We start from the raw sequence: 24,884 nt of genomic DNA, 5'->3' as shown, positions 1-24,884 counted from the left end.
GTCCTGCGGGACAACGTGTCCAAGGACCCCAGACACAACGCACCGCGGCCCAGCGGACCACTGCGCAGCGCACTGCCGCGGCAGAACGGACGCCGACCAAGCCGCGCGCGACGGCGCCTCGCACTTCGGCACAAGACAGTTCCGCGCAGCGCAGTTCCGCACAACGCCCCCAAAAAGCGCCTGCCCAGGTACAACGGACACAGGAGCAACGCGCTCCCGGGCAGGACACAAAGGCACAGCGCACACAGGGGCAGGGCACGCAGACACCACGCACACCGGTACAGCGTTCGCAGCAGCCGGCACAGCCGCGACAACCACGTCCGGCCAAGGCCGCACCGCCGCAACGTCAACCCGCATTCGACGACCGGCCGGTCGAGTACTGGCCGACCGCGGCGATCCGTGCGGCGTTGGAGACCGACGACATGGTGGTTTGGCAGCGCATCGTCGCCGCGATCAAACGTGATCCGTACGGCCGGACCGCCCGACAGGTAGAGGAAGTGCTGCAGACCGCCCGCCCCTACGGGGTGTCCAAGGCACTGTCGGAAGTGCTGGTGCGCACCCGTGAGCACCTGGAGGCCACCGAGCGCGCCGAGGTGGCCCGTCAGATCCAGGCCATGCTGCGTCGTTCCGAACTGCAGGCACCTGAGTTCGCTTCGCGCGTCGGGGTGTCCAACGAGTCCTTCGCCGACTATCTGGAAGGCACCGTCAGCCCGCCGGCCTCGCTGCTGCTGCGCATGCAACGGCTCTCGGACCGGTTCGCGAAACTCTCCGCGCAGCGTTCCGCGAAGTAGTCGCCGCCGCAGATGACGTCCCAGTCAGTCGCGACGGTGCAACGTGTTCTGCGGGAGACCCGGTCGGTGGCCATCGTCGGCGCCTCGGCCAACCCGGCGCGGGCCAGTCACGAGGTCTGGACGTACCTGAAGGCGGCCACCGACTACACGCTGTACCTGGTGAACCCGACGATAACCGAAGTCGACGGCACCCCCGTCTATCCCAGCCTGGCCGCCCTTCCGGAGGTACCCGACCTCGTCGACGTGTTCCGTCGACGCGACGAGCTTCCGCACGTGCTCGCCGACGCCATCGCGGTCGGAGCCAAGACGCTGTGGCTGCAGCTGGGCCTGAGCCATGAGCAGGTGGCGCACGATGGCGCCGCCGCCGGCCTCACCGTCATCCAGGACCTCTGCCTGAAGGTCGAGTACGCCCGCTTCGCTTAGCGCTGCCAGCCACGCAGCAGCAGTAGGGCAGCGATCCGCTGGGTCGGGGTGTCCAGCCGCCCCTGCAGAATCCGGTCGACTTTTTTCATCCGCAGCCGCACGGTGTTCGGATGTACGTTCAGCGCCGCTGCGGTGGCGTTGACGTCACCCCAGTTCTCCAGCCAGGTGCGCAGCGTGATGGTCAGTTCAGTCCCGTCCGTGCGGTCGAAGTCGCGCACCCGCTGCAGTTCGCTGTGTGCCACGGACTGCACGGCGGTGGTGGCACGGCTCAGAACAATGGTGTCCCAAACCTGCTCGTGCGTCGCAGATCTGAGGTCGAGGTGCAGCGCGGCGGCAAGAGTCTCGTCCGCTTCCACGCGGGCGGCCGGCAGCCCCGCGTGGCCCGGACTCAATCTGCTCGCGCCCACCGCCCCAGGCGATGCGGATCCGACGATCTCGCACAGCCAGGGCCAGCCGCCCGGCCCCGCGCGTTGCCCGACCACCGCGTAGACGGCATCGCCGATGTCGACGAGCACCGGATCCTCCCACGACTTCTTTCGCAGGAAGGTACGCCACAGAGCCAGGTCCTCTCGGGCATCTGCCGTCGAGAGTCTTTGCAACGCAACGACTCTGACAGGTTCAGACAGCAGCGGCACATCTTGACCGGCATCGCCGGCCGCTCCGGTCAGCGCCGCGCGTAGTTGACCCACCGAATACCTGCCGGTCAACTCGAGTTCGGCGCAGAACCGTACGAGGTGCAAAGCGACCGCGGTACTCGCCGCCGAGAGTCTCGCCTCGAGATCCGAGTCGACGCGTCCATCGAAAATCGCCCAGATGGAACCGACGAGTTGTCCACCGACGCGCAACGGGATGACGAGACGCTGCGCAAAACCGGGCTCTTCGGCGGGCACCAGAAACGGACGGCTCTCCCGGGCCAGTCGTTTCAATGCCCCGCTGGCCCGCAGTCGCTTCAGGACATCGGTGGGCACGGCTCGGCCCATGATGGTGGAGGTGCGGGCGATGTCGGCGGTCTGCGTCGTTGCCGAGTAGGCGATCACGCGGCTTCGGGCATCTTCGATGGTGACCGAGGAATTCAAGATCGTCGCGACCACTTCGGCCAAGGCGAACAGCCCCTGCTGCGCCGACGCCGCCCCGGCTACCGCCGACTGCCCCTCAAGCAGCAGACCCCGCGCGAACCAGATGAAGTGCGACCATTCCATTTGCGGGTTCAGGCCCGCCAATGTGACACCTCGCGCGGCGCTGTGGGCGCAGACGTCGGGCGGAACCGGCTGCGGCAGCACCACGGCAGCAGCCCCGGTGGCCACCGCCACGTCGATGATCTCCATCTGCACCCGCTCGTCGGTGGCCCCGATGGCGGCGATGAGCGAACCAGCGCCGGGCGGCTGGCGATCGCCCCACAGATGCACGGCGGATACCGCCCGTGGAGCTCCCTCCACCAGCGTGGTTACCACCCCTGCGCCCAGCGCTTCGCAAAGGTCTACACCTTGGAGCATGAGCGGATTGTAGATACCGCACAGTCGAGCGAGGGCATGGTGTCAGTTCCGAACAGGGGTGGATCCTGTTGCAGGCCACAGTATTGAATCCGTGAACTCACGCAACAGTGTCCCGCGGAAGCAAGTGGCCGTGATCGGCGCCGGCATGGTGGGGTTGTGCACCGCCTGGTACCTCCAGGAGTACGACATCGAAGTCACGGTCTTCGACCGAGATGACGTCGCCGCAGGCTCGAGCTGGGGCAATGCCGGATGGCTGACACCGAGCATCGCCACTCCCCTGCCGGAACCGGCGGTACTGAAGTACGGCCTCGGCGCCCTGCTGAGCCACTCGTCGCCGGTGTATGTCCCGCCGACCGCCAACCCGAAGCTGTTGCGTTTCCTTGCACAGTTCGCCCGCAACAGCACCGCGAAGCGGTGGCAGAAGGCGATGCAGGCCCTGATCCCGCTCAACAACGAGGCGCTCGCCGCCTTCGCTGAGATGGAGCTGGATCTCGCTGAAAAATCCGCTCCTGCAGCACCTTTCATCGCCGCATACCGCACCTCCGCTGATCGGGAGGTGCTGCTCGACGAGATCAAGCACATCCGGGCGGCAGGCCAGTCCGTCAACTTCGAGCTGCTCGACGGAGCCGAGGCTCGCGCACAGGAACCCGCGCTCTCGTCGGAGATCAATGCCGCGATCAAGATTCTCGATGAGCGGTTCCTCAACCCCGCCGCCTTCGTTCACTCTGTCGCCGACGCCGTGGTGGCCCGCGGCGGAAAGATCGTGCGGGATACGGACGTAGACCGCATCGACGGCGGCGCCGGCCCGGTCCGCATCGCCGGCCGCTCCTTCGACGCCGCGGTGCTCGCGACCGGGGCCAGGCTCAACCGCCTCGCCCGGCCTTTCGGTGTCAAACGGCTGGTCCAGGCCGGACGCGGATACAGCTTCACCGTCAAGGTCGACCATTTGCCGATCGGACCGGTGTACTTCCCCGCCCAGCGCGTGGCATGCACACCCGTCGGCGATCGCCTTCGCATCGCCGGAATGATGGAATTCCGCGACGTAGAAGCCCCACTGGATCCCCGGCGAATCCGAGTACTGCGCGACGCGGCATCGGGTTTGCTTGCCGGTGCCCACCTCGACCAGCGTGAGGATGAGTGGGTGGGAGCCCGCCCGTGTACCGCTGACGGACTGCCGCTGATCGGACAATCGAACGATCCGCGAGTGTTCATCGCCGGCGGCCACGGCATGTGGGGCATCACGCTGGGCCCCGTCACCGGAAAGCTCCTTGCTCGACAGATCGCCACCGGCCAGACCTCGGCAGCGTTGCGCGCTGTCGACCCCCTTCGATGAACGGACGTGGATTCCAATGACTGAACTGAAAACGATCGCCTCACCCGTGGCCCCGAAAGCAGTAGGCCCGTACGTTCAGGCCGTCGCGCACGCGGGCGTCCTCTACTGTTCCGGCTCACTGCCGCTGAACCCGGCCACCGGAACGATCGAGGCCGCCGACATCGCCGCCGAAGTGCGCCAGAGCCTGGCCAATCTCGCGGCGGTGTGCGCCGAAGCCGGCACCAACCTCGGCCGTACCCTGCGGACCACGATCTACACCACCCAGCTGAGCTCGTTCGCCGACATCAATGCCGCATACGCAGAGTTCTTCGATGCGCGGTTCCCGGCTCGGACCACCATCGAAGTGGCGGCGCTGCCTCTGGGCGCCACGGTCGAGATCGACGCGATCGTCGCACTGAGCTGACCCCCGGGAGCCGGCCTTGTGCCGGCTCCTAACGGGCGTTCCTACCGGGAGTGCAGCGGGGTCACATTGTCGACGAGCCAGCGCCCGTCGGTCTTGCTCAGGGCGACCCGCAGTGCCATCACGGCGTTGTCGGTCGGTTTGCCCGGCGCGCTCTGAGTTCCGCGCAGGACCACGGCCACACTGGCCACCTGCGGACCCAGCGCCTCCACGCCTGCCGAGATCGTGGCCGCGGTGGCCGAGACGTTCTTGCTCGTCAATTCCTTTGCCACGTTGGCGAATTCGTTCTTGAACTGCTCGGCCTGCTGCGGCGACATCATCCCGGTAGCGCGGTCGATCGAGGCGGTCGGGCTCTGCGGGCTGAACGTGGCGGTGGCCTCCGAGACGCTGCTGGCGATACGCACCACCTCGTCGCGGTCGTTGTTGAAGGTGCGGTCGGGCACGGTCCAGCGCAGGTAGCCCACCGTCACCGCGGCCACCAGGGCTGCGGCGGCCACGCCGGCGACCGCGAGCCGCAACCCGGGCGCATCGTCGTCGGTGCCCAGCGTCACGCCGTCGCGGCGGGCCAGCACGATGTTGACGATGACGCCCTGCACGATCAGCAGGCACAGCACCGAGCACAGCGATACCCACCACAGCGGCCAGGACAGCGCGAGGCCGATGTACAGCAGCGCCGCGATCGCGCCCAGCGGAGCCGCGATGTCGAAAGCCAGGACGCGCAACCGGTTTCTCATCGGATCGGCTCCAACCGCGAGACCATCAGGGTGCCGTCGACGTCGGAGACGTCCAGCCGCAACGTCCAGCGCACGGTCTGGGGCTTGTCACTGCCCGCGTTCTCGCTGACCGAGGTGGCCACCACCAGCACCGTGTCGGTGCGGGAAACCATCCCGGCCAGGTCCGTCTTGGGTGCGGACACCGGGCGGCCGTCCGGGCCTGGCGGTGGGTGGTACAGCGATTCGATGGCCACCGAGTCGATCTGGCCGGTGGTGCGGGCCTGCAGCCGCTGCACCAGGTCGCGGTAAGGCTGCACGGCCGCATCGAAGTCGGAATTGAGCTGGCCCACGGTGCCCTCGCGCAGCTTCTGCATACCGGCCTCGACCGAGTCCTTGTTGATGTTGATCAGGACATTCGTCCAGTCGACGGCGGTCCGCAGCACCCGCGTCTGGTACGCGCGCTCGGCGGCCTCGTCGCGGTGCCCGGTCCACACCATGACGGCCAGGACCACCGCGACGACCGCGATCAGGCCCGCGACCGCCGAGGCGAAACCGAAGCCGGTGAAAACGCCATTGGGGTGGTCGGCTGTGCTGTCCTTGCTCGGCGCCTCGGGCATGGCCGTGAGGGTACCGGCAGCGAAACCCACCCAGCGCACCCGCGGCCTTCTGGAAGAATGTCGGGGTGACGGTAGAAGCGATCAAATCGGGTATCGACCTGAGCCATGTCGACCCGCAGGCCCGCCCGCAAGACGACCTCTTCGGCCACGTCAATGGCCGTTGGTTGACCGACTACGAGATTCCCGCCGACCGTGCCACCGACGGCGCCTTCCGGCTGCTGCACGATCGTGCCGAGGAGCAGATCCGCGATCTGATCACCCAGGCGGCCGATACCGGCGCCGCCGCGGGCACCGAGGAGCAGCGCATCGGCGATCTGTACGCCAGCTTCATGGACGAGCAGACCATCGCCACGCGTGGCCTGGCGCCGCTGCTGGCGGAGCTCGCCCTGATCGACGGTGCGGCCGACAGCGATGCGCTGGCCGCCGTGCTGGGCGGGCTGGAGCGCACCGGGGTGTCCGGCGGCGCCGGTGTGTACGTGGACACCGATTCCAAGGATTCGACGCGCTACCTGCTGCACATGAGCCAGTCCGGAATCGGGCTGCCCGACGAGTCCTACTACCGCGATGAGCAGCACGCCGAGATCCTGGCGGCCTACCCGGGACACATCGCCCGGATGTTCGCGCTCGTCTACGGAGACACTGCCGGTGATCCCGTCGACACCGCGGCCCGGATCGTCGCACTGGAATCCAAGCTGGCCGCCGCGCACTGGGATGTGGTGAAGCGGCGCGACGCCGATCTGACGTACAACCTGCGCACGTTCGCCGACCTGTCCGGCGATGCCCCCGGGTTCGACTGGACCGGCTGGTTGGGCGCGCTCGGCACCACCCCCGAGAAGGTCTCCGAGCTGGTGCTGCGTCAGCCCGACTTCGTGACGGCGTTCGCGGCGCTGTGGGCGAGCGAGGATCTGGAGGACTGGAAGGCCTGGACCCGCTGGCGCGTCATCCATTCGCGTGCCGGGCTGCTGACCGAGGATCTGGTGGCCGAGAACTTCGACTTCTACGGCCGCACCCTGAGCGGCACCGAGCAGAACCGCGACCGCTGGAAGCGCGGCGTCTCCCTGGTGGAGGGCCTGATGGGTGATGCGCTGGGCAAGCTCTACGTCCAGCGGTACTTCCCGCCCGAGGCCAAGTCCCGGATGGACGAGCTGGTGGCCAACCTGCGCGAGGCCTACCGGGTCAGCATCAACGAGCTGGACTGGATGACGCCGGAGACCCGGGCCAAGGCGCTGGTGAAGCTCGACAAGTTCACCCCCAAGATCGGCTATCCGGCCCGCTGGCGGGACTACTCGGCGCTGGTGGTCGAGCGTGACGACCTGTACGGCAACTACCGCCGCGGCCATGTGGTGAACTCCGACCGCGAGCTGGCCAAGTTGGGCGGCCCGGTGGACCGCGACGAGTGGTTCATGACGCCGCAGACGGTCAATGCCTACTACAACCCGGGGATGAACGAAATCGTCTTTCCCGCAGCCATTCTGCAGCCGCCGTTCTTCGACGCCGCGGCCGACGACGCGGCCAACTACGGCGGTATCGGCGCGGTGATCGGGCACGAGATCGGCCACGGCTTCGACGACCAGGGCGCCAAGTACGACGGTGACGGCAACCTGGTGGACTGGTGGACCGATGCCGACCGCGCTGAATTCGGGGTCCGCACAAAGGCTTTGATCGATCAGTACGAAGAGTTCAGTCCGCGCTCACTGGATCCATCCCACCACGTGAACGGCGCATTCACCGTCGGGGAGAACATCGGCGATCTCGGCGGACTGTCCATCGCACTGCTGGCTTACGAGCTGTCGCTGAAGGGTCAGGAGGCGCCGGTGATCGACGGGTTGACCGGCGTGCAGCGCGTCTACTTCGGCTGGGCGCAGGTGTGGCGGACCAAATCCCGTGACGCTGAGGCGATCCGACGTCTGGCGGTGGACCCGCACTCGCCGCCGGAGTTCCGCTGCAACGGTGTCATCCGCAACATCGACTCGTTCTACGAGGCGTTCGAGGTGGCTGATTCCGACGAGCTGTATCTGGAACCGGCCCAGCGGGTCCGAATCTGGAACTAGAGCCGGTAGGCCTGTTCGTGTGGAAGATTGGGAGCGGCTTTGGTTGACGATGTTCGTCACGACGAGGGTCCGGACGTCGACTGGTTCTGGGACGTCATAGCGGAGGCCTCGCAGAGCCGCGATCACCTTCGTGAAATTCTTGGACGACTACCGAAGGGCGCCGTCTACAAGTTCCAAGATCTATTCTTGGACTTCGCTGCCGAGCTCCAAGACGAGCCATATCGGTCCAATCTCGGGCCCGACGAGTCTGAAGATGGCCTGGAAGACGCCGCACACTGGGTAGTCAGCCAAGGTCGGGTGAGATATGAAGCGGTCCTCGCAGAGCCAAGCCGGATGCCGTCACACGTCGACGTCGGTGATCCAGCCAACCTTGGTGGGCTCGCATACGAGGTCTACTTTCAGCGGTTCGGGGAGCCGCTGGACCTGATCTAGCCGCGCATACAACAAAACCCCTGCCAACGCGGCAGGGGTTTTGTTGTATCGACGTTCGGCTAGAACATCTGCCAGTCGGACGCGCCGTCAGGCGTGTTGTACCAGCCGCCACCGGTGTTCTTGATCACCACCGGGTCGCCGCTGCCGAAGTTGTCGTAGAACCACTGGGCGTTCTCCGGGCTCAGGTTGATGCAACCGTGGCTGGTATTGCTCTTGCCCTGCTGGGCCACCGACCACGGGGCGCTGTGCACGAAGACGCCGCTGTTGTCGATGCGGACGGCGTCCTGCACCTTGAGCTTGTAGCCCTCCTTGGAGTCCACCGGCACACCGTAGGTGGACGAATCCATGATGATGTCGGGGAACTTCTCCAGCACGTAGTAGGTGCCGTTCTTGGTCTCATGCTTGCCGTCGGGCTTGCCCATCGACACCGGGAAGGTCTTCTCCAGCTTCCCGTTGCGCAGGATCTCCATCTGATGGGCCTTGTCGTCGACCGTCGCCACCAGGTAGTCGCCGACCCGGAAGCTCGACTTGGTGCCGGCCGCGTCGATGTTCACCACGGTGTTGGACGGCCAGAAGTCCTGCGGGCGCCAGCGCAGCTGCGTGTCGGTGACCCAGTAGAAGCGGCCCGCCACCGGCGGGTTCGAGGTGATCCGGATGGCATCCTGGGCCATCTGCCGGTTGGCGATCGGCCGCTGGAAGTTGATGTAGATGGGCTTGGCGACACCCACCATCGACCCGTTGACCGGGTTGAACGACGGCGGCAGGAACGGTGCCTCACCGGTGAACGGCTCGGAGCTCTGCCCGGGCGCGGTGCCCTCGAACGGGATGGTCGGGGAACCGTAGTTGATGATCGGCGCGGGCCCCGCCGGAGCGCCCGGGGCAGCGGCGGCCGGAGCCGCAGCGTCGACCGGCGGCGCGAACGGATCGGCCGCGGGTGCCGGGACCGCAGGATCGACGGGTGCCGGCGGCACCTCGGGGTCTGCGTAGGCGGATGGGCTGAGCACCATTCCACCGACCACTCCGGCGGCCATGAATGCGGTGATCAGTGCACGTTTTGCCGATTTCGGCATGAGTAACCTCCAGACAGCACAACTCGATCCAGTGTCTCACAACGCAATGACCAGCTACTGCTGCGAGAAGCCGTGATTCCCCCACAGCGGCCGATTCCACAGCGCTGAACTGCGGTGTTTATCGACTGTGAGCGTGATCGCGTTACATCTCGGTGGTAGCGCAGGAAACGGTGAATACGCCACGGGACAGCGCGACGCCGCACATCGCGACGATGATCAGCACCGCGGCGGCTCCGACGGTCGGCGCCGCACCGCCGTGGTCGTAGATGCCACCGCCGATGAGCGCACCGCCCATGATGCCGACCTGGAAGGCCGCGACGTACCGGCCCGACGCGCCGTCGGGGTCGTCCGGAGCAGTGCGCATCGCCGAGGCCTGCAGCATCGGCGGCAAAGCCGTGGATGCCGCGCCCCAGACGACCACCGCCACCGCGCCGAGCGCCACGGCAGCCCGTCCGGACCACGAGTCGAGGGCCAGCACCGACAAGGTCAGCAGCGCAGCGGCCAGCGCGGCCAGACAGCCCAGCACCGAGGCTTTGGGCCACAGGTCCAGGGGCCTGGCCATGGCAGCCATCCCGGCCAGACCGGCGATCCCGAACCCCGCCAGCAGCCAGGCCAGATGCGGGCCGTGTATCCCGACCACGTCCCGGATGATCACCACGATGAAGGTGTAGGCGATGAAGTGCCCGGTGACGCCGATGAGTGTGAGCACCGACAAGGCGAGCAGCCGGCGGTTGTGCCGGTGGCCGTGCGGTGACCCGGCGGCCGGCCTGGCGCCGGGGGCAGGCGGTAGCGGCGGCAGCATCGTCCACGCGGCCAGGGCCACCACGGCCGCGGCCCCGGCGATGACCGCCACCGCCGGCCGCCACCCCCACACCGCGCTCAGCGCCGCGGCGAGCGGGTTGCCCACCACCAGGGCCAGGCCGGTGCCCACATAGACCGCCGCGGTGGCCCTGCCGGCGTGGCTGGCCGGGACCAGCCGGGCCCCGATCGGTGCGATCACCGACCACATCAGCCCGTGGGCCAGCGCGCACAGCACCCGGCCGCCGGCCAGCACCGCGAAGTTCGGCGCGAGCGCCGAGATCACCTGTGAGACCGTCAGGCACACGAGGGTCGCGACCAGGGTCCGGCGTCGCGGCCACCGTGCCGTCAGCCGCACCAGGGCGACGGTGGTGAGCGCGGCAACCAGGGCGTAGCTCGCCATGAGCGTGGCGACCAGCCCCTCGCTGACCTGAAGATCTGTGGCGATCGCCGGCAGGGCACCGATCGGGAGCATCTCGGCGGTGACGTAGATGAACGCCGCCGCCGCGAGTACGGCGAGTTGCGTGGCAACACGCGGTGTCCACGGGCTGGTGTGGGCGGGGAGCGATTCGCCGGTGACGCTGAAGGTCATGCTGGAATGCCACGGTAGTGCCATAACGTCGCCGTGCGCGGTTGCCGACCCGAGCGGATGCGCAATGGTTGCTGCACCGTGCACTAGCCGTCGCCCACCAGCCCCGGCCGCCGCATTCGTAACGCCATGGCGGAATTTCGGCGCTCCGGCCACCACTGCGTTACGAACGTGAGCGCACAATCGATTCCGTGATTGTCGCGTTCAGCATCAGCCCGACGGGCGGGGATGAAACCGGAAGTGTCGGCGCCGCGGTGGCCGAAGCGGTGCGGGTGGTGCGGGCTTCGGGCCTGCCCAACGAGACCAATGCCATGTTCACCAACATCGAAGGTGAATGGGACGAGGTGATGGCCGTGGTGAAGCAGGCCGTGGAAGTTGTGTCCGCCGTGTCGCCACGCGTCAGCCTGGTATTGAAGGCCGATATCCGTCCCGGCTATACCGGGCAGCTCACCGCGAAGGTCGAGCGCATCGAGCAGGCATTGGCCGACTAGCTCGATTTCGGGTCGTCATCGAGCGGTTCCTCGGCGACAATCTGGACGTTGTCCTCGATCGGCGGGGTCCAGTTGCCCGCCATCGGCGCTCCGTAGCGCGCCGCGTAGGGAACGCTGAGGTCCACCAGGCCCGGGTCCTTTCGCCACCGCCGGAGGCCCGTGGCGGCGATGAAGAGCAGTGCCGCCACGATGAAGACGATGAGGGCGATCTTCAGGACCAGCATGCTCAGGAGCGGACCAGGCGGGCGATGGCAGCCGATGCCTCGGCCAGCTTGGCCTCGGCCTGATCCCCACCTTCGGAGACGGCCTGCGTCACGCAATGTCCGAGGTGCTCGTCCAGCAGGCCGAGTGCCACGGACTGCAGCGCACTGTTGACGGCGCTGATCTGGGTGAGGACGTCGATGCAGTACTTGTCCTCGTCGATCATCTTGGCGATGCCCCGGACCTGGCCTTCGATCCGGCGCAGCCGTTTGGCGTAGTTCTCCTTCTGCGCCGAGTAGCCATGTGCACCCGAGTTGTCAGCCACGTCCATGACATCAGTATACGGGTACCCCACAGGGGTATCCATATTCTTTTGGCCGGGCGAAATGGTGCGAACGGGCCGCCCCTGGGCCGGATACGCTCGACGCGATGTCACAGCCACCCTGGCCTGGCCCGTACGGCGGGCCGCCGGCCTATCCCCCGCCCGGTTGGCCCGCTCAACCGCAACCCCAGCCGGCGAACGCAGGCACCCGCTCCGGGTTCGGTACCGCCGTCACCGTGGTCAGCATCGTCCTCACCGTCGCGCTGTGGATCGTGGCCGTGCTCGGCGCCGCCGCTGCCGCGTGGTTGTCGTTGTTCTTCGGCATGTCGACCGACACCTGCCATGCGACCTGCGGCCCGACCCCCTATGACGATCAGGTCTATCCGACCACCTTCGGCTGGATCGGCGGCGGACTGGTTGCGGGGTTCAGCGGGAGCGTCATCATGGTGTTCTTCACCCGCCGGTGGCTGTGGGTATGGCCCCTCGTGTCGATCGTGTGCACCATCGTGGGATTCCTGATGGGGCTCGACCTCACCATCAAGTCCACCGAGTGGACCGGCTGAACACATACCCCCTTGGGTATCAGAAGAATTTGGGCGGCTAACAAAGCGGGAGGCATACTTACCTGCATGTCTGCCGAGACCCCTGACATCAAGCCCCGCAGCCGCGACGTCACCGACGGCCTGGAGAGGACCGCAGCCCGCGGAATGCTCCGCGCGGTAGGGATGGGCGACGACGACTGGGTCAAGCCGCAGATCGGCGTCGGGTCGTCATGGAACGAGATCACCCCCTGCAACATGTCCTTGCAGCGCCTGGCGCAAGACGTCAAGAACGGTGTGCACGAGGCCGGCGGCTACCCGCTGGAGTTCGGCACCATCTCGGTGTCCGATGGCATCTCGATGGGCCATGAGGGCATGCACTTCTCGCTGGTCTCCCGCGAGGTGATCGCCGACAGCGTCGAGACCGTGATCCAGGCCGAGCGCCTGGACGGCTCGGTCCTGCTGGCGGGTTGCGACAAGTCGATCCCCGGCATGCTCATGGCCGCGGCCCGGCTGGATCTGGCCTCGGTGTTCTTCTACAACGGCTCGATTATGCCCGGCGTCGCCAAGCTGACCGACGGCACCGAGAAGGAAGTCACCATCATCGACGCCTTCGAGGCGGTCGGCGCATGTGCGCGCGGGCTGATGTCGCGCGAGGACGTCGACATCATCGAGCGGGCCATCTGTCCGGGTGAGGGCGCCTGCGGCGGCATGTACACCGCCAACACCATGGCGTCCGCCGCCGAGGCCCTCGGTATGTCGCTGCCGGGCAGCGCATCTCCGGTGGCCGTGGACAAGCGGCGCGGCGAGTACGCCCGCAAGTCGGGCGAGGCGGTCGTCGAGATGCTGCGCCGCGGCATCACGGCGCGCGACATCCTCACCAAGGAAGCCTTCGAGAACGCCATCGCCGTCGTGATGGCCTTCGGCGGTTCCACCAACGCGGTGCTGCACCTGCTTGCGATCGCCCGCGAGGCCGAGGTCGAGCTGACGCTGGACGACTTCACCCGCATCGGGGCCAAGGTCCCGCACCTGGCCGACGTGAAGCCCTTCGGCCGTCACGTGATGAAGGACGTCGACCAGATCGGTGGTGTGCCGGTGGTGATGCGTGCGCTGCTGGATGCCGGTCTGCTGCACGGTGATTGCCTGACCGTCACCGGCAAGACCATGGCCGAGAACCTCGCTCACATCGCGCCGCCCGACCCGGACGGCAAGGTGCTGCGGGCGATGAACAACCCGATCCACCCCACGGGCGGGATCACGATCCTGCACGGCTCGCTGGCCCCCGAGGGTGCCGTGGTGAAGTCCGCAGGGTTCGAGTCCGACGTGTTCGAAGGCACCGCAAGGGTTTTCGAGCGCGAGCGGGCTGCCCTGGATGCGCTGGAGGACGGCACCATCACCCACGGCGACGTCGTGGTGATCCGCTACGAGGGCCCCAAGGGCGGCCCTGGCATGCGCGAGATGCTGGCCATCACCGGCGCCATCAAGGGCGCCGGGCTGGGCAAAGACGTGCTGCTGATGACCGACGGCCGGTTCTCCGGCGGGACGACGGGCCTGTGCGTCGGGCACATCGCCCCGGAGGCCGTCGACGGCGGGCCGATCGCGTTTGTGCGCGACGGCGACCGGATCCGCCTCGACGTGGCGAACGGGACGCTCGACGTGCTGGTCGACGAGGCCGAGTTCGAGGCCCGCAAGGCCGGTTTCGAACCGCTGCCCCCGCGCTACAAGACCGGCGTGCTGGCCAAGTACACCAAACTGGTCCAGTCCGCCGCCGTCGGCGCTGTCTGCAACTAAAGAACCCGGTACGCTACGGACCGTCGGCATTTCGCCGACGGTCGCGGGCCGGTAGAGTGACGTCGGGCGTGCAGGAACGCCCGACGTCCGCTCGAAGAGGCTCAGCCTCCCTGCACACTGAGTTGCCTTGTGACCGACCTCTTCTCAGCCCGATTGCGGACGCGGGTGCGTGAGAGGAGGCCGTCATGGCCAGCCGTCTGCCGAGCAATCCCTCGATCGACCACCTACGGGTGGAAGCCCGCAAGCTGCAGCGCGCGAATCGCATCCCACTGCACGAAGCCCAGTTCGCCGTCGCTCGCGACTACGGTTTCAGCAGCTGGCCCAGGCTCGTGCACTACCTGCGCGACGCGGCCGCACTCAGCGTCGACCCCGGCGCACTCGATGAGGACACCCTGGGTGCCGCGGACCGGTTCAGTTCATGGGCATCGTTGCGCTACAACGAAACCGACGCACCGCCGCGCCGGGATGCCGCCGCGGCCCTACTCGCCGCCGAGCCCGATCTGGTCGACGCCCATGTCTGGGCCGCCGCGTCGGCGGCAGATCCGGTGGCGCTGGCCCGCCATCTGACAACCCGGCCCGCACTGGCGAACACCGGTGGCGGTCCGTTCGGCTGGGTTCCGCTGATGTACCTGTGCTATTCACGAGTTCCGTTGAGCCGCAACGCTGACGAGGTGCTCGTGGCCGCAACCCTGCTGCTCGATGCCGGTGCCGACCCGAATGCCGGATACCTGTGGTGCGGGCTGTCGACACCCTTCACGGTGCTGACCGGAGTTTTCGGCGAGGGCGAGCAAGGTCCACGGCGTCAGCCCCGGCACCCGTTCGCCCCCGAACTGGCCACGTTGCTGCTGACCAGAGGCGCACACCCGGTCGACCAGCAGACGCTGTACAACCGGATGTTTCGCGCCGACGATTCACACCTGGAACTGCTGTTCGCGCACCGACTCATCGACGCCGGGCCGAGCCCGTGGGAGCTGCGGCTGGGCGAGGCAATGGAATCCCGTGACGAGATGTGGCGGCGCCAGGTCACCTGGGCTGCCGAGCACGCCTTCACCGATCGGCTCGACCTGCTCGCCCGGCACGGAATCGACGTATCCGGAGTGGATGTGGTCGCTCCGGTGTTCCCCGACGACCCGAACGCCGTCGACGACGAAGGTGCGACAGCCCTGCACCAGGCCGCCTGGGCCGGCGACCTCCCGCTGATCCGGCGCCTCCTCGACGCCGGGGCCGATACGACGATCACCGACCGGCGCTTCGGCTCGACGCCGCTGGCCTGGGCCGAGCACGCCTACCAGACCGAGGCCGCGGACGTGCTGCGTCGGCACGTCATGCCGGCCCCTTCGGACCACGACGGATGATGGCGGCGAGCTGCTCACGTGAGCTGGCGCCCACCCGCTGGCAGGCCCGGTAGAGGTGACCTTCCACGCTGCGCACCGACATCACCAGCCGCTCGGCAATCTGCTTGTTGGACAGGCCCGCAACGACGAGTTCGACGATCTCGCGCTGCCTGCCGGTCAGCGGCTGACCGGCCGGGTTGCGCAGCGCCGGGGTACACAGCCCGCCGCATTCGTCGGCGCCCTCCTGCGCCACGGCAGCCGCATAGGCGCTGCGCTTGCCCTGACCATGGCGACCGAACGCGACCGCGGCCTGCGCGGTGGCGTCGGTGGCGGTGGCCCGGTCACCGATCACGCGGTAACCCTCTGCGGCAGCAAGCAATCCGGCACCATCGTCGGCCGCCAGTGCCTCGATGTGGCGCGCCACCGTTTCGGCCAGCGGTAGTTTCAGCGTGTCCGCCAGCTCCCGTGCGCGCGCCGCGCCCGCGGTGTCTCCCCACTGCGCGGCCGTCTGCAGGCACAGCAGTTCATGCGTCGGCTGTTCACGTCGCGCCGCGTCGCGGCCCGCTTTGCGCACCATCTCGATGGCGTCGGTCAACGCGCCGCCGGCGGCCAGCGTCCACCCGGTGGCCACCGACATCGCGGTACCCATGAACACGTAATCCTCCGGCACCCGCTGCCGGGCCCGGGCCAGCGCTTCGGTGGCCGCGTCGGCCTGGCCGAGTTTGGCGTACGCCTCGGCCAGAGAAAAGCAGCTGGCAACCCGTAAACCTGTTGTTATTTCATGTGTTTCGGCACCGGCATACGCCTCGTGCAGGTGCTTGACGGCAGCGGCGAGATCGGCCCGGACCAATTCAGCGTGGCCGAGCAGGTAGGCGAGGTTGGCATAGGCGAGGCCGGGAACATCACGTGCCGACTCGTCCAACCGGGCTGCCATCGCCAGACATTCGTCGATGCGGCCGGTCAGTCGGCAAGCACGGCCGTGAACCGCGCCGAACCAGAATCGTATCGGCGAGGATTCGAATGATGTGATGGCACGCGCGATAGCCTGCTCGGCGACGTCGGGGATCTCATCGACGTGTCCGAGCGCGCCGAGCGCCATCATCAACGCGAGCGAGGCCATCATCGCGTGCAGGTCGGGCAGCCCACCGGAATCCAGGGCGGCCCTGGCATTCTTCTCGGCACTCGCACATTGCCCGAGTACGGCGTCGACACAAGCCTGCATCGCCAGGCGTTCCATCCGCTGCTCATCGGATTCGTTTGTGCCAGTCAGGTTTTCCAATATGGCACCGGCACCACGAGGCCTGCCCAGGATCCAGGCCAGGTTCGCCGCCCGCACTGTCGCCCAATGATGGCTGTCCGGCCTGCCGTCGGTGCTGATGTCACTCAGGACCGCCTCGGCGTCGTCACCTCGGCTCAGCAAGAACAACGTCATGGCCCGCATCGGCGCGGCCTCCGGTGCACCGCATTCGCCTGCAGCAGCGGCGAATCGGTTCGCTGCATCGGGATCGAGCAGGACTGCGGCGCACCGTGCCGCAGTCAGATACAGCTCAGGATCAGGTGGCAGGTCGGAGTGCAGCGTCAGGAGCGCCCGGCGCACCGTCGCGCGCATATCCCCGTCGGGCTCCGACGCCAGCCGCCGCGCGAGCTCCCCACGGATTTTCGACAGGTGTATCTCACCGGCGGTGGCCCTACGCAATTCGCCGTACAGCGGATGAGCAAGCGTGGCCACCAGACCACGTCCGGCGCGTTCGACCGTGACCAGATGCATCTGCTCGGCGGCCTCCAGGTCGGCCTGATCGACCAGGTCAACCAGGACGTCGACGCTCAGCGGCTCGCACTGCGAAAGCGTGTCCAGCACCAGCGCCATACCGGGTTCGAGTTCGCCCAGTCGGCGTCCGACCATGTCGGTGATGCTCTGGGATACCGCCACATCTCCGTCCCACATCCACACCCCGGCGGATTTGTGCATCCGCCCGGCGGCGATCTGGTCCTTGACCAATTGCAGCAGGTACAGCGCGTTGCCTCCGGTGAGTTTCCAGAAGCGGCGCGTGCTGCGGCTGTCGACCGGTCCGGCGACCGCGGATTCGACCAGCACGGCGGCCGCGGTGGCGGACAGCGGTTCGAGGTCTATCCGGTCGAGCAGGCTGTCCTTCCACAAGGCGGTCACCGCGTCGGGTTCCGGACCGCCGGAACGCGCGGTGACCACGAGACGCACCCCCTGCGTCTGCGCCAGTTGGTGTACGACATGCGCGGACAGCGGGTCGAGCAGGTGGGCGTCGTCGATGCCGATGACGACCTTGCCCATGCGCTGCTGAGCGACGAAGGAATCGATCACGCGCCGCACGTCCGGCAACGGGTCGCACATGCCCTGGCTGATCGATCCGGTGAATGCCCCGAGCGGGATGGCCCGCGCCGATTCGGTTCCGACGAACCAATTGGTCCGGTGCCCGGACGCCGCGGCGTGACTGAGGGCCTCCCGGGCCAACCTGGTCTTGCCGACGCCGGCACTGCCGACGATCACCACACCGTGATGGGTTCCCGGCCCACCAAGGGAACGACGGATTGCCGCCAGTTCTTCTTCCCGCCCCGCCAGCTTCATCTCAGCAGTTCGTACCCGCCATCGCCGTCATCGGAAGTCCTGCGTTTGCCCAGGATATGGCGCGAAACCCGGACCGGGGCGCAAATTGACGCATCCTCAGATACCAGGGTCGGCCCGGCGCGCAGATCTCCCTCCCAGCCGGGATCCGGCTGGCCTCTCAGCGGCGCCTACCGGCCACTGTGCCGGTCAGGCATGCCGCGCTTCAGAATTGCGCACCCGCATCCCGAAATACATCGCGTTGAAGCCCAGCACCATCACGAGCGCACCGCTGATCACGTGCGACCAGATCATGCCTGCGGTCGGTCCACTGACAAACACCCACGGCGAGATGATCAGCCACACACCGAAGATCGGCAGTGTCCAGGTCATGCCGTGCGCCCGGTCCAGCGCGAAGCTGAAGCACATTGACAGGAACGCGATCGCCCCTCCGACGATCAGATCGTTGACCGTCAGCCTGTTGAAGGCGTCGAAGCCGACGATCCAGGGTGACAGCGCGACGTACATCGCCGTCAGCAACGTCAGGCCGAAGGTGACCTGCGCGGCCATCGACTCTGCGACACGGTCATAGCTCGCCCTCAGGGCCATGATGTCCGGGTGTAGGTCGATTGATGAATGGACTGTACTCATTTCATATCCTTTCCGTTACACGGCAAGGCGTTTGGGCCCCACCGCACCCATCCATCGCCTTCCAGATTACGCCGCAAACGGCCTGGCGGCGCCGGCTGAAGACGACCCCGGACGGCCGCCCGGTACAGTCGTCTCAATGCGGTGGCGCAGCAACGCCCGAACGGACGACCCCACCGGCGCACGTCAGCAACTCGGCTGGTTCGCAACGCTGTTCGCGATGGCGTTGGTTTTCCACTACTCCGACAGCCAGCCCCTCGCGGTGGCGCCGGCATTGGTGGCCGGCCTGCCCGCCCTGATCTTTCCGGGCTCGGTGGCCGCCGCCGGTATGGCTGTGGCGGCCGGCGCCACGGTGGCCGTGCTGAGCCTGCCTGCCGCGTCGAACCATCTGATGTTGAGCCTGCTGGTCGCGGTCGCGCTCGCGACGGCGGCGTTATGGGCGCTGGCGGTCCGGAACCGGCCGGGTGTGCCGGACAGCTTTGCCGAGCGCTGGCTGGATGCCGCACGCAGCCCGGTCGGCCTGGTATTGCTCGTCGTCTACCTGTTCACCGTCTTCGACAAGTTGAACACCGCCTACTTCACCCCGGCTACCTCATGTGGTGGCGACCTGCTCGGCCAGCTGATCTGGCTCAACGGCTTCGGCAACGTGGTGCCGGGTCCGGCTGTCGGGCAGTTCGTCGCCGTTGTCGCGGTCGTGATCGAGGCCGCCATTCTCGGGTTGCTGGCGGTTCCACGCCTGCGGTTCTGGGGCGTGCTGCTGGGTGTGGGCTTCCACTCGATCCTGGCGCTGGCCTCGTTCTATGACTTCGCCACGGTCGTGTTCGCGGTGTACGTGCTGTTGGTCCCGACCGAGGTGTTCGCGACCCTGGCGCCCCGAACCACTGAGCTGCGCCGGGTAGCGCTCACGGGTTTCGCGGCCCATGTGCTGCTGAGTGTGGTGTCGAGTTCGGCCGAGTCGCCGGCCAGCCCGATCGGCCTGCCGTGGCACACCCTGCTCGTACTCACCTGGGCCATCGCCGTGATCCCGTTCATGGTCGCGCTGCTGCGCGGCTACCGCACCGCACAGGCGACCGGCGTCCGCGCCCCGAACTGGCACCTGCGCCCCCTGGTGCTGCTCGTCGCGCCGCTGCTGGCGCTCGCCAACGGGGTCACCCCGTATGTGGGGCTCAAGACCGTCGCGAACTTCTCGATGTTCAGCAACCTGCACACCGAGGAAGGCACCGCCAACCACCTGCTCCCGGGCGTCACCGCCCTAGAGCTCGCGGGTTACCAGCGCGACACCGTCACCGTGGTCGGGCTGGAGTTGCCCGCGCATCCGGGCGACATGACATACCTTCGCCGGCAGACCCGCTGGATGTCCGAAGATCCTCCGGTCCGCATCCCCTGGCTCGAGCTGCGCCGCACGGTGCTGCTGTGGCGGGACGCCGGCCTCACCGGCATCCGGATCGCCTACCTGCACGACGGACCGCCGCAGGTGGTGAACGACGCGACGAACGATCCGGTTCTCGCTGCGCCCCTGCCGTGGTGGCAGCGGCACCTGCTCGCCTTCCGCGCCGTCGACTCCGGTTCGGGCGCCGACGTCTGCCGCTGGTAACCCGGCACCGCGGGTGCAGAATCGCGGAATGGACATCGCAGATCGGCTGAAACTCGATGTACCGGTGCTCCAGGCGGGCATGCCCAGTATTGCGGGTGCGCCGCTGGCAGCCGCGGTGTCAGCGGCCGGCGGACTGGGCACCTTGGGGCTCATGCCGCCCAGGCAGCTCAAGTCGGCCATCTCGACGGTCCGAGAACAGGCTCCCGGCCGTGCGGTTGCGGTGAATCTGTTGATGCCGTTCACCCGCCGCCCCCACATCGACGTCTGCCTGGAAGCCAGGATCGATATCGCCGTGATGGCCTTCGCGATCGATCGAGCTTTGATCCAACGCCTGTCAGACGGTGGCGTGTTCGTCATGGTGTTGGTCGGCACCGAAGAGCAGGCCACCGAGGCGCTGGCCTACGGAGCCGACGGATTGATCGCACAGGGCCGTGAGGCGGGCGGGCACCTCGTCGGCACCGAGGCGCAGGCCGATTTCTTGCCAAAGGCATTGGCATTGGCCGGTTCCCGACCGGTCTTCGCCGCAGGTGGCATCGCCACGGCGGCCGATACCCGCGCGGCGCTCGGCGCCGGCGCCGCGGGTGCGCTGGCGGGCACGCGGTTCCTGCTCACCCACGAGTCCGGTGCCCATCCGGTGTACCGGCAGCGAATCATCGATGCGGACAGCACAATCGAGACGACCGTGTTCGGTCTGGCCTGGCCGGAACGACACCGCGTGATCCCGAACGCCATGACCCGGCGCTGGTGCCGCCCGGACGGGAGCGCACGCCGGCTGCCAGCGGCGATCAACAAATACAGTGCGCCGCTTTCCCGGATTCCCGACCGCGGCGACGGTGCGCAGCTGCACCTGCAACACCCGGCGCTGCCGTTCCTCACCCCGATCACGCTCACCGCGGACATGCCGGCGCACTGGGCGGACCGGGCCGCGCTGTACGCCGGCGAGACCGCGTTGCGATTGGACCGCGTCACGTCGGCCGCGCAGGCTGTCGCCGATCTCGCCCCGTAGACCACAACGCCGCGTTCGTAGCGCAGTGGCGGCGTCCGGCCCGATATTCCGCCGTGGCGCTACGTACGCGAAACGTCAGGCGACGCCGACGCGTTGCGGGTTTCGGTAGATCTCGGCCTGCGCGGCGATCACATCGGGGGTGGGTAGCGGCTCGGCGCTGTCCAGGTACACGCCGCCGGCCCGCAGGGTGTCGTCGACCAGCAGCCAGATCCACCGCACCAAATCGGCCGCCAGCCGGTCCTGCGCGGTGGAGCCGGGCTGGTCGAGCCACCGGCCGGTCGTCGATTCGACCAGCCCGACGATGGCGAATGCCAACGGCTGCGGATCGGTGTCGACCCCAAAAGCGTTGAGGTACACCGTGAACAGCGCACCGAGCTGGGTACCGATGGTCAGCCTGATGTCCGCGATGGCGTCGGGCGCGGAGCCGTCTTCGCCGAGTGAGCACCGGGCCAGGTAGCGGTAGAGGTTGCGGTGCTCGACGAGGAACCGCACGTGGGCGCCGACGCTGGCTTCGATGATCTGGGCCATCGAACCGTGCGGTGTCCACAGTGGGGCGAGTTCGGTGTTGAGCATCTCGGCGGCGCGCTGCGCGATCGCGCGCTGCAGGTCGGCGGCGCCGGCGAAGTGCCGGTAGAGCTTGGTGCGGGTGACACCGACGTGGGCGGCGATCTGCTCGGTCGAGGTCTGCGGACCGTGTTCGGCGATCGCGGACAGTGCGGCGTCGACGAATTCCGCCCGCCGGCGTTCCCGCTGGCCCGCCCATCTCCCAGTTGTGCCGCTTTCCACAGATACACCCTAGCCAATCAAGTGGTACATGACGTACCATTCGCGTGACTGGTACGTCATGTACCACTTGATTTTGAAGGGAACGACGCAGATGGACGCGGTAATCGCACTTCGCAAAGCAGCGGGCCTGCCGGCCGTCGCCGAACCGTTGGCGCCGGCCGAGGACTACGGCTTCTTCGGCCCGGATTCGGCCACCTGGAAGGTGTGGAGCTACCCCACCTCGCTGCTGATCGGCTTCTCCCGCGCGGTGACCATCGAGCACCTCGACCCGTTCCTGGCCGCCGCGGTCGACGCCACCGGGCAGGTCTACGCGCGCACGCGACTGCGCTACGACCGGACCATGCAGTACTTCGCCCTCGTGGCCTTCGGCGATGCCGAGTCGGTCCTCGATGCGTCCGAGATCCTGGTCAAGATCCACTCCAAGGCCGTCGGCACCGAGCCGATCACCAAGCGCCCGTTCGACGCCAACGATCCGCACTCCCAGCTGTGGATCCACCTGACCGCGTGGCACTCGATCCTGTACAGCTACGAGATGTTCGGCCCGGGCAAGCTCTCGCCGGCCGAGGAGAGCCAGTACTGGGAGGAATGCGCGCGAGCCGCCGAGTTCCAGACCATCAATCCCGACGACGTGCCGCGCACCCGTGAGGGCATCCGCGAGTACTTCGAGAGCAACCGGGCCGATCTGGTCGGCTCCGAAGTTGCCCAGCGGATGATGGATTACCTGGTCGACCTGGGCTATCACATCCTGCCCGAGCGGATGCCGCACTGGCTGCGCAAGGCATTCAACGTCCCGATGCGCGCCGCCATCATCGCGACCATGCCGCAGTGGATGCGGCGGTTGGGAGGTATCCCGCAACGCCGGATAGCCGACGTCGCGGCACGCGCTGTGGTGCGCCCCTTCCTGAAGGCCGTCGCCGCCTATCCGCGGTTGGAACTGGCGATGCTGGACCTGACCACGCCGCACACCACCGCGATCGTCGGCCCCACACTGCTGGGTATCCCGGCCAAGAACACCGTGACCTACTCCCCGGCCGAGGCCAGGGCCAAATGGGACCGGACCACTCCGTTCGAGCAGTACGCTGCGATCGTGGCCAAACGGGAGACGGGCGACGGCCCCACCCCGTATGCCCACAACCACCACGACGCACTGGTGCAATTCGACAAGAGCGCGAGCTGAGATGACCGAAACGCAGATCGACGAGGCCCTCGAGGAACTCGTCGAGGGCGAAAAGACCTGGGCTTCCCTGTCATTGGCGGCCCGCCGCGGATTGCTCGACGAGGTGCGCGCACTGACGGTGCGCCATGCCGCCGAGTGGGTCGACGCTGCCGTCGGGATCAAACAACTGGACCCGTCCTCGCCGCTGGTCGGCGAGGAGTGGATGTCCGGCCCGTACTCGCTGGCTGCCGGGCTGGGCGCCCTGTCGGAAAGCCTGGCGAAACTCGAATCGGGCCGCAGCCCGCTCGACGGTGCCGAGTTCGGTTACGCCCCGAGCGGCCGGACCACGGTAAAGGCCCTGCCGCTCAACACCTTCGACCAGCTGCTGTTGTCCGGGTTCAGCGCTGAGGTATGGCTGCAACCCGGGATCGAGAAGGCCGAGGCAATTCGGTCGGCCGGTCTGGCCCAACGCGACCCGTCCCGCACCAACGGCGTGGGCGCGGTTCTGGGCGCGGGCAACATCTTCTCGATCGCCCCGCTGGACACCATCTACGAGCTCTACGCCAACAACCGCGTCGTGGCCCTCAAGCTCAACCCGATAACCGATCCGTTGCTGCCGGTGCTGACCAAGGTGCTGGCCCCGTTCATCGCGATCGGCGCGGTACGCATTCTGACCGGCGGCGCCGAGGCCGGCACATATCTGGTGCGGCACAAGCTCGTCGACCACGTGCACATGACGGGTAGCGCCCTGACCTACGACGCCATCGTGTTCGGCACCGGGGAAGAGGGTGCCCGGCGCAAGGCGGCCGACGAGCCGGTGCTCGACAAGGAGATGACCGCCGAACTCGGCGGGGTGTCGCCGACGATCGTCTTGCCCGGCACGTGGAGCAGGGCCGACATCGAGTTTCAGGCCAATCACGTTGCCACGCAACGACTGCACAACAACGGTTACAACTGTGTGGCCGCGCAGGTGGTGGTGCTGCCCAAGCACTGGGCGCAGCGCGACGAGTTCATCGCCGCCGTCCGCAAGGCCGTCAACGACGCGCCGGCCCGGGCCGCCTACTACCCCGGCTCCGACGTCAGGGTGGCCAGCGCGGACACGTCGTATCCGGATGCACAGCACCTGGGCTCGCGGGGTGCCCGGGTCCTGGTGGTCGATCCAGCCGATCGCGAAGCACTGTTGTGCACCGAGTACTTCGGCCCGGTGCTCGGTGTGATCGAACTCGACGTCCCGGATGAGCAGTTCGCCGAGGAGGCCGTTCGGGTCGCCAACGACGAGTTCGTCGGCACCCTCGGAGTGAACATCATCGCCCACCCGGACACCCTCGCCGGCCTCGGCGAGAAGTTCGACCGGCTCGTCGAGCAGCTGCGCTACGGCACCATCGCGATCAACGCCTGGACCGGCGTCGGCTACCTGACACCGACGGCCACCTGGGGAGCGTTCCCCGGACACAAACGCAACGACATCCAGAGCGGAACCGGCGTGGTGCACAACGCTTTTCTGCTCGACCGCCCGGAGCGCACCGTGGTCCGGGGCCCGTTCCGGCCCGCGCCGCGTTCGGTGTTCCGCGGCGAGTGGTCGTTGTCGCCGAAGCCGCCGTGGTTCGTCAACAACCGCACCGCGGCGACGACAGGCCGATTGCTGGTGGACTTCGCCGGAGCACCCGGATGGGGCAAGCTGCCGGCGATCTTCGCGTCGGCGCTGCGGGGATGATTGCCTCCGCCTGAATA

Annotated in this window: 23 protein-coding genes and 1 pseudogene; 14 read left to right on the top strand and 10 right to left on the bottom strand. The window is 67.6% G+C overall.

The window, feature by feature from the left end; all coding sequences use genetic code 11:
- Positions 1–308: 308 nt before the first annotated feature.
- Both EYZ64_RS01175 and EYZ64_RS01170 read left to right on the top strand, forming a co-directional pair.
- A pseudogene (locus EYZ64_RS01175) lies at positions 309–791 on the top strand (XRE family transcriptional regulator); the annotation flags it as partial.
- Between the two features lie 12 nt (positions 792–803).
- A complete protein-coding gene (locus EYZ64_RS01170; RefSeq protein WP_135451508.1) occupies positions 804–1,214 on the top strand; it encodes a CoA-binding protein in 411 nt (136 codons plus the stop codon).
- Here EYZ64_RS01170 and EYZ64_RS01165 read toward each other — a convergent pair.
- The gene (locus EYZ64_RS01165; protein WP_135451507.1) at positions 1,211–2,707 is read right to left on the bottom strand and encodes a PucR family transcriptional regulator; all 1,497 of its coding nucleotides are present in this window, start codon (positions 2,705–2,707) and stop codon (positions 1,211–1,213) included. The genes EYZ64_RS01170 and EYZ64_RS01165 overlap by 4 nt on opposite strands.
- 82 nt (positions 2,708–2,789) lie before the next feature.
- Between EYZ64_RS01165 and EYZ64_RS01160 the strand changes: the two genes are divergently transcribed.
- Together EYZ64_RS01160 and EYZ64_RS01155 are read left to right on the top strand one after the other, a co-directional pair.
- Positions 2,790–4,040: an NAD(P)/FAD-dependent oxidoreductase gene (locus EYZ64_RS01160; RefSeq protein WP_135459714.1), complete on the top strand. Its 1,251-nt coding sequence runs from the start codon at positions 2,790–2,792 to the stop codon at positions 4,038–4,040.
- Positions 4,041–4,056: 16 nt separating this feature from the next.
- On the top strand, positions 4,057–4,443 hold the full coding sequence (locus tag EYZ64_RS01155; protein WP_135451506.1) for a Rid family detoxifying hydrolase: 387 nt from the start codon (positions 4,057–4,059) through the stop codon (positions 4,441–4,443).
- 41 nt (positions 4,444–4,484) lie between these two features.
- Here EYZ64_RS01155 and EYZ64_RS01150 read toward each other — a convergent pair whose 3' ends face one another.
- Positions 4,485–5,174 (bottom strand): hypothetical protein, encoded by a 690-nt coding sequence (locus tag EYZ64_RS01150; RefSeq protein ID WP_135451505.1) that lies wholly within the window; start codon positions 5,172–5,174, stop codon positions 4,485–4,487.
- Positions 5,171–5,770 (bottom strand): hypothetical protein, encoded by a 600-nt coding sequence (locus EYZ64_RS01145; RefSeq protein ID WP_135451504.1) that lies wholly within the window; start codon positions 5,768–5,770, stop codon positions 5,171–5,173. The genes EYZ64_RS01150 and EYZ64_RS01145 overlap by 4 nt, the downstream gene beginning before the upstream one ends.
- A gap of 65 nt (positions 5,771–5,835) precedes the next feature.
- Here EYZ64_RS01145 and EYZ64_RS01140 point away from each other — a divergent pair, with 65 nt between their 5' ends.
- Complete coding sequence (locus tag EYZ64_RS01140) at positions 5,836–7,821, top strand: M13 family metallopeptidase (protein WP_135451503.1); 1,986 nt, start codon at positions 5,836–5,838, stop codon at positions 7,819–7,821.
- A gap of 39 nt (positions 7,822–7,860) precedes the next feature.
- Entirely contained in the window at positions 7,861–8,253 is a 393-nt protein-coding gene (locus EYZ64_RS01135) for a DUF4240 domain-containing protein (protein ID WP_167857663.1), read from the top strand.
- Between the two features lie 59 nt (positions 8,254–8,312).
- Here the strand turns inward: EYZ64_RS01135 and EYZ64_RS01130 are convergent, their stop codons facing one another.
- Together EYZ64_RS01130 and EYZ64_RS01125 are read right to left on the bottom strand one after the other, a co-directional pair.
- Positions 8,313–9,323: a L,D-transpeptidase gene (locus EYZ64_RS01130; RefSeq protein WP_135451501.1), complete on the bottom strand. Its 1,011-nt coding sequence runs from the start codon at positions 9,321–9,323 to the stop codon at positions 8,313–8,315.
- Positions 9,324–9,465: 142 nt separating this feature from the next.
- Positions 9,466–10,713 (bottom strand): MFS transporter, encoded by a 1,248-nt coding sequence (locus EYZ64_RS01125; protein ID WP_135451500.1) that lies wholly within the window; start codon positions 10,711–10,713, stop codon positions 9,466–9,468.
- Positions 10,714–10,901: 188 nt separating this feature from the next.
- Between EYZ64_RS01125 and EYZ64_RS01120 the strand changes: the two genes are divergently transcribed.
- Entirely contained in the window at positions 10,902–11,201 is a 300-nt protein-coding gene (locus EYZ64_RS01120; protein WP_135451499.1) for a thiamine-binding protein, read from the top strand.
- On the opposite strand, the gene EYZ64_RS01115 is transcribed toward EYZ64_RS01120, so the two are convergent.
- Positions 11,198–11,425 carry a hypothetical protein gene (locus tag EYZ64_RS01115; RefSeq protein ID WP_135451498.1) on the bottom strand — a complete coding sequence of 76 codons (228 nt, stop codon included), beginning with the start codon at positions 11,423–11,425 and terminating at the stop codon, positions 11,198–11,200. The genes EYZ64_RS01120 and EYZ64_RS01115 overlap by 4 nt on opposite strands.
- A 2-nt stretch (positions 11,426–11,427) precedes the next feature.
- Complete coding sequence (gene ricR / locus EYZ64_RS01110) at positions 11,428–11,733, bottom strand: copper-sensing transcriptional repressor RicR (RefSeq protein WP_064933699.1); 306 nt, start codon at positions 11,731–11,733, stop codon at positions 11,428–11,430.
- 98 nt (positions 11,734–11,831) lie between these two features.
- Here ricR and EYZ64_RS01105 point away from each other — a divergent pair, with 98 nt between their 5' ends.
- The 3 genes from EYZ64_RS01105 (at position 11,832) to EYZ64_RS01095 (ending at position 15,409) form a co-directional block, all read left to right on the top strand.
- Complete coding sequence (locus EYZ64_RS01105; RefSeq protein ID WP_135451497.1) at positions 11,832–12,287, top strand: hypothetical protein; 456 nt, start codon at positions 11,832–11,834, stop codon at positions 12,285–12,287.
- A 66-nt stretch (positions 12,288–12,353) separates the two neighbouring features.
- Positions 12,354–14,054 (top strand): dihydroxy-acid dehydratase, encoded by a 1,701-nt coding sequence (gene ilvD / locus EYZ64_RS01100; protein WP_135451496.1) that lies wholly within the window; start codon positions 12,354–12,356, stop codon positions 14,052–14,054.
- 185 nt (positions 14,055–14,239) lie between these two features.
- The gene (locus EYZ64_RS01095) at positions 14,240–15,409 is read left to right on the top strand and encodes an ankyrin repeat domain-containing protein (protein WP_135451495.1); all 1,170 of its coding nucleotides are present in this window, start codon (positions 14,240–14,242) and stop codon (positions 15,407–15,409) included.
- Here EYZ64_RS01095 and EYZ64_RS01090 read toward each other — a convergent pair.
- Together EYZ64_RS01090 and EYZ64_RS01085 are read right to left on the bottom strand one after the other, a co-directional pair.
- Positions 15,378–17,987: a LuxR C-terminal-related transcriptional regulator gene (locus tag EYZ64_RS01090; protein ID WP_135451494.1), complete on the bottom strand. Its 2,610-nt coding sequence runs from the start codon at positions 17,985–17,987 to the stop codon at positions 15,378–15,380. The genes EYZ64_RS01095 and EYZ64_RS01090 overlap by 32 nt on opposite strands.
- Before the next feature lie 186 nt (positions 17,988–18,173).
- Positions 18,174–18,614, bottom strand: coding sequence for an SPW repeat protein (locus tag EYZ64_RS01085; protein ID WP_135451493.1), 441 nt, complete (start codon positions 18,612–18,614; stop codon positions 18,174–18,176).
- Between the two features lie 136 nt (positions 18,615–18,750).
- Here EYZ64_RS01085 and EYZ64_RS01080 point away from each other — a divergent pair, with 136 nt between their 5' ends.
- Positions 18,751–20,205 carry a hypothetical protein gene (locus EYZ64_RS01080; RefSeq protein ID WP_135451492.1) on the top strand — a complete coding sequence of 485 codons (1,455 nt, stop codon included), beginning with the start codon at positions 18,751–18,753 and terminating at the stop codon, positions 20,203–20,205.
- A 28-nt stretch (positions 20,206–20,233) separates the two neighbouring features.
- A complete protein-coding gene (locus EYZ64_RS01075; RefSeq protein ID WP_135451491.1) occupies positions 20,234–21,211 on the top strand; it encodes an NAD(P)H-dependent flavin oxidoreductase in 978 nt (325 codons plus the stop codon).
- Between the two features lie 75 nt (positions 21,212–21,286).
- On the opposite strand, the gene EYZ64_RS01070 is transcribed toward EYZ64_RS01075, so the two are convergent.
- The gene (locus EYZ64_RS01070) at positions 21,287–21,997 is read right to left on the bottom strand and encodes a TetR/AcrR family transcriptional regulator (RefSeq protein ID WP_135451490.1); all 711 of its coding nucleotides are present in this window, start codon (positions 21,995–21,997) and stop codon (positions 21,287–21,289) included.
- A 28-nt stretch (positions 21,998–22,025) separates the two neighbouring features.
- Between EYZ64_RS01070 and EYZ64_RS01065 the strand changes: the two genes are divergently transcribed.
- Together EYZ64_RS01065 and EYZ64_RS01060 are read left to right on the top strand one after the other, a co-directional pair.
- Positions 22,026–23,174 (top strand): oxygenase MpaB family protein, encoded by a 1,149-nt coding sequence (locus tag EYZ64_RS01065; protein WP_286174541.1) that lies wholly within the window; start codon positions 22,026–22,028, stop codon positions 23,172–23,174.
- 1 nt (position 23,175) lies between these two features.
- Positions 23,176–24,867, top strand: coding sequence for an aldehyde dehydrogenase family protein (locus EYZ64_RS01060; RefSeq protein WP_135451489.1), 1,692 nt, complete (start codon positions 23,176–23,178; stop codon positions 24,865–24,867).
- The last annotated feature ends 17 nt before the right edge of the window (positions 24,868–24,884 follow it).

It is taken from the genome of Mycobacterium sp. DL99, from assembly GCF_004762045.1.
GTDB lineage: Bacteria > Actinomycetota > Actinomycetes > Mycobacteriales > Mycobacteriaceae > Mycobacterium.
This window is presented reverse-complemented; position numbering and strand designations above follow the sequence as displayed.

Excerpts from the sequence above, each read along its gene's own strand:
- EYZ64_RS01145 (WP_135451504.1), bottom strand. The coding sequence starts at position 5,770 with ATGCCCGAGGCGCCGAGCAAGGACAGCACAGCCGACCACCCCAATGGC.
- EYZ64_RS01105 (WP_135451497.1), top strand. The coding sequence starts at position 11,832 with ATGTCACAGCCACCCTGGCCTGGCCCGTACGGCGGGCCGCCGGCCTAT.
- ricR (WP_064933699.1), bottom strand. The coding sequence starts at position 11,733 with ATGGACGTGGCTGACAACTCGGGTGCACATGGCTACTCGGCGCAGAAG.
- EYZ64_RS01095 (WP_135451495.1), top strand. The coding sequence starts at position 14,240 with ATGGCCAGCCGTCTGCCGAGCAATCCCTCGATCGACCACCTACGGGTG.
- ilvD (WP_135451496.1), top strand. The coding sequence starts at position 12,354 with ATGTCTGCCGAGACCCCTGACATCAAGCCCCGCAGCCGCGACGTCACC.
- EYZ64_RS01165 (WP_135451507.1), bottom strand. The coding sequence starts at position 2,707 with ATGCTCCAAGGTGTAGACCTTTGCGAAGCGCTGGGCGCAGGGGTGGTA.
- EYZ64_RS01155 (WP_135451506.1), top strand. The coding sequence starts at position 4,057 with ATGACTGAACTGAAAACGATCGCCTCACCCGTGGCCCCGAAAGCAGTA.
- EYZ64_RS01150 (WP_135451505.1), bottom strand. The coding sequence starts at position 5,174 with ATGAGAAACCGGTTGCGCGTCCTGGCTTTCGACATCGCGGCTCCGCTG.
- EYZ64_RS01090 (WP_135451494.1), bottom strand. The coding sequence starts at position 17,987 with ATGAAGCTGGCGGGGCGGGAAGAAGAACTGGCGGCAATCCGTCGTTCC.
- EYZ64_RS01065 (WP_286174541.1), top strand. The coding sequence starts at position 22,026 with ATGACGTACCATTCGCGTGACTGGTACGTCATGTACCACTTGATTTTG.
- EYZ64_RS01060 (WP_135451489.1), top strand. The coding sequence starts at position 23,176 with ATGACCGAAACGCAGATCGACGAGGCCCTCGAGGAACTCGTCGAGGGC.
- EYZ64_RS01085 (WP_135451493.1), bottom strand. The coding sequence starts at position 18,614 with ATGAGTACAGTCCATTCATCAATCGACCTACACCCGGACATCATGGCC.
- EYZ64_RS01170 (WP_135451508.1), top strand. The coding sequence starts at position 804 with ATGACGTCCCAGTCAGTCGCGACGGTGCAACGTGTTCTGCGGGAGACC.
- EYZ64_RS01080 (WP_135451492.1), top strand. The coding sequence starts at position 18,751 with ATGCGGTGGCGCAGCAACGCCCGAACGGACGACCCCACCGGCGCACGT.
- EYZ64_RS01075 (WP_135451491.1), top strand. The coding sequence starts at position 20,234 with ATGGACATCGCAGATCGGCTGAAACTCGATGTACCGGTGCTCCAGGCG.
- EYZ64_RS01115 (WP_135451498.1), bottom strand. The coding sequence starts at position 11,425 with ATGCTGGTCCTGAAGATCGCCCTCATCGTCTTCATCGTGGCGGCACTG.
- EYZ64_RS01130 (WP_135451501.1), bottom strand. The coding sequence starts at position 9,323 with ATGCCGAAATCGGCAAAACGTGCACTGATCACCGCATTCATGGCCGCC.
- EYZ64_RS01125 (WP_135451500.1), bottom strand. The coding sequence starts at position 10,713 with ATGACCTTCAGCGTCACCGGCGAATCGCTCCCCGCCCACACCAGCCCG.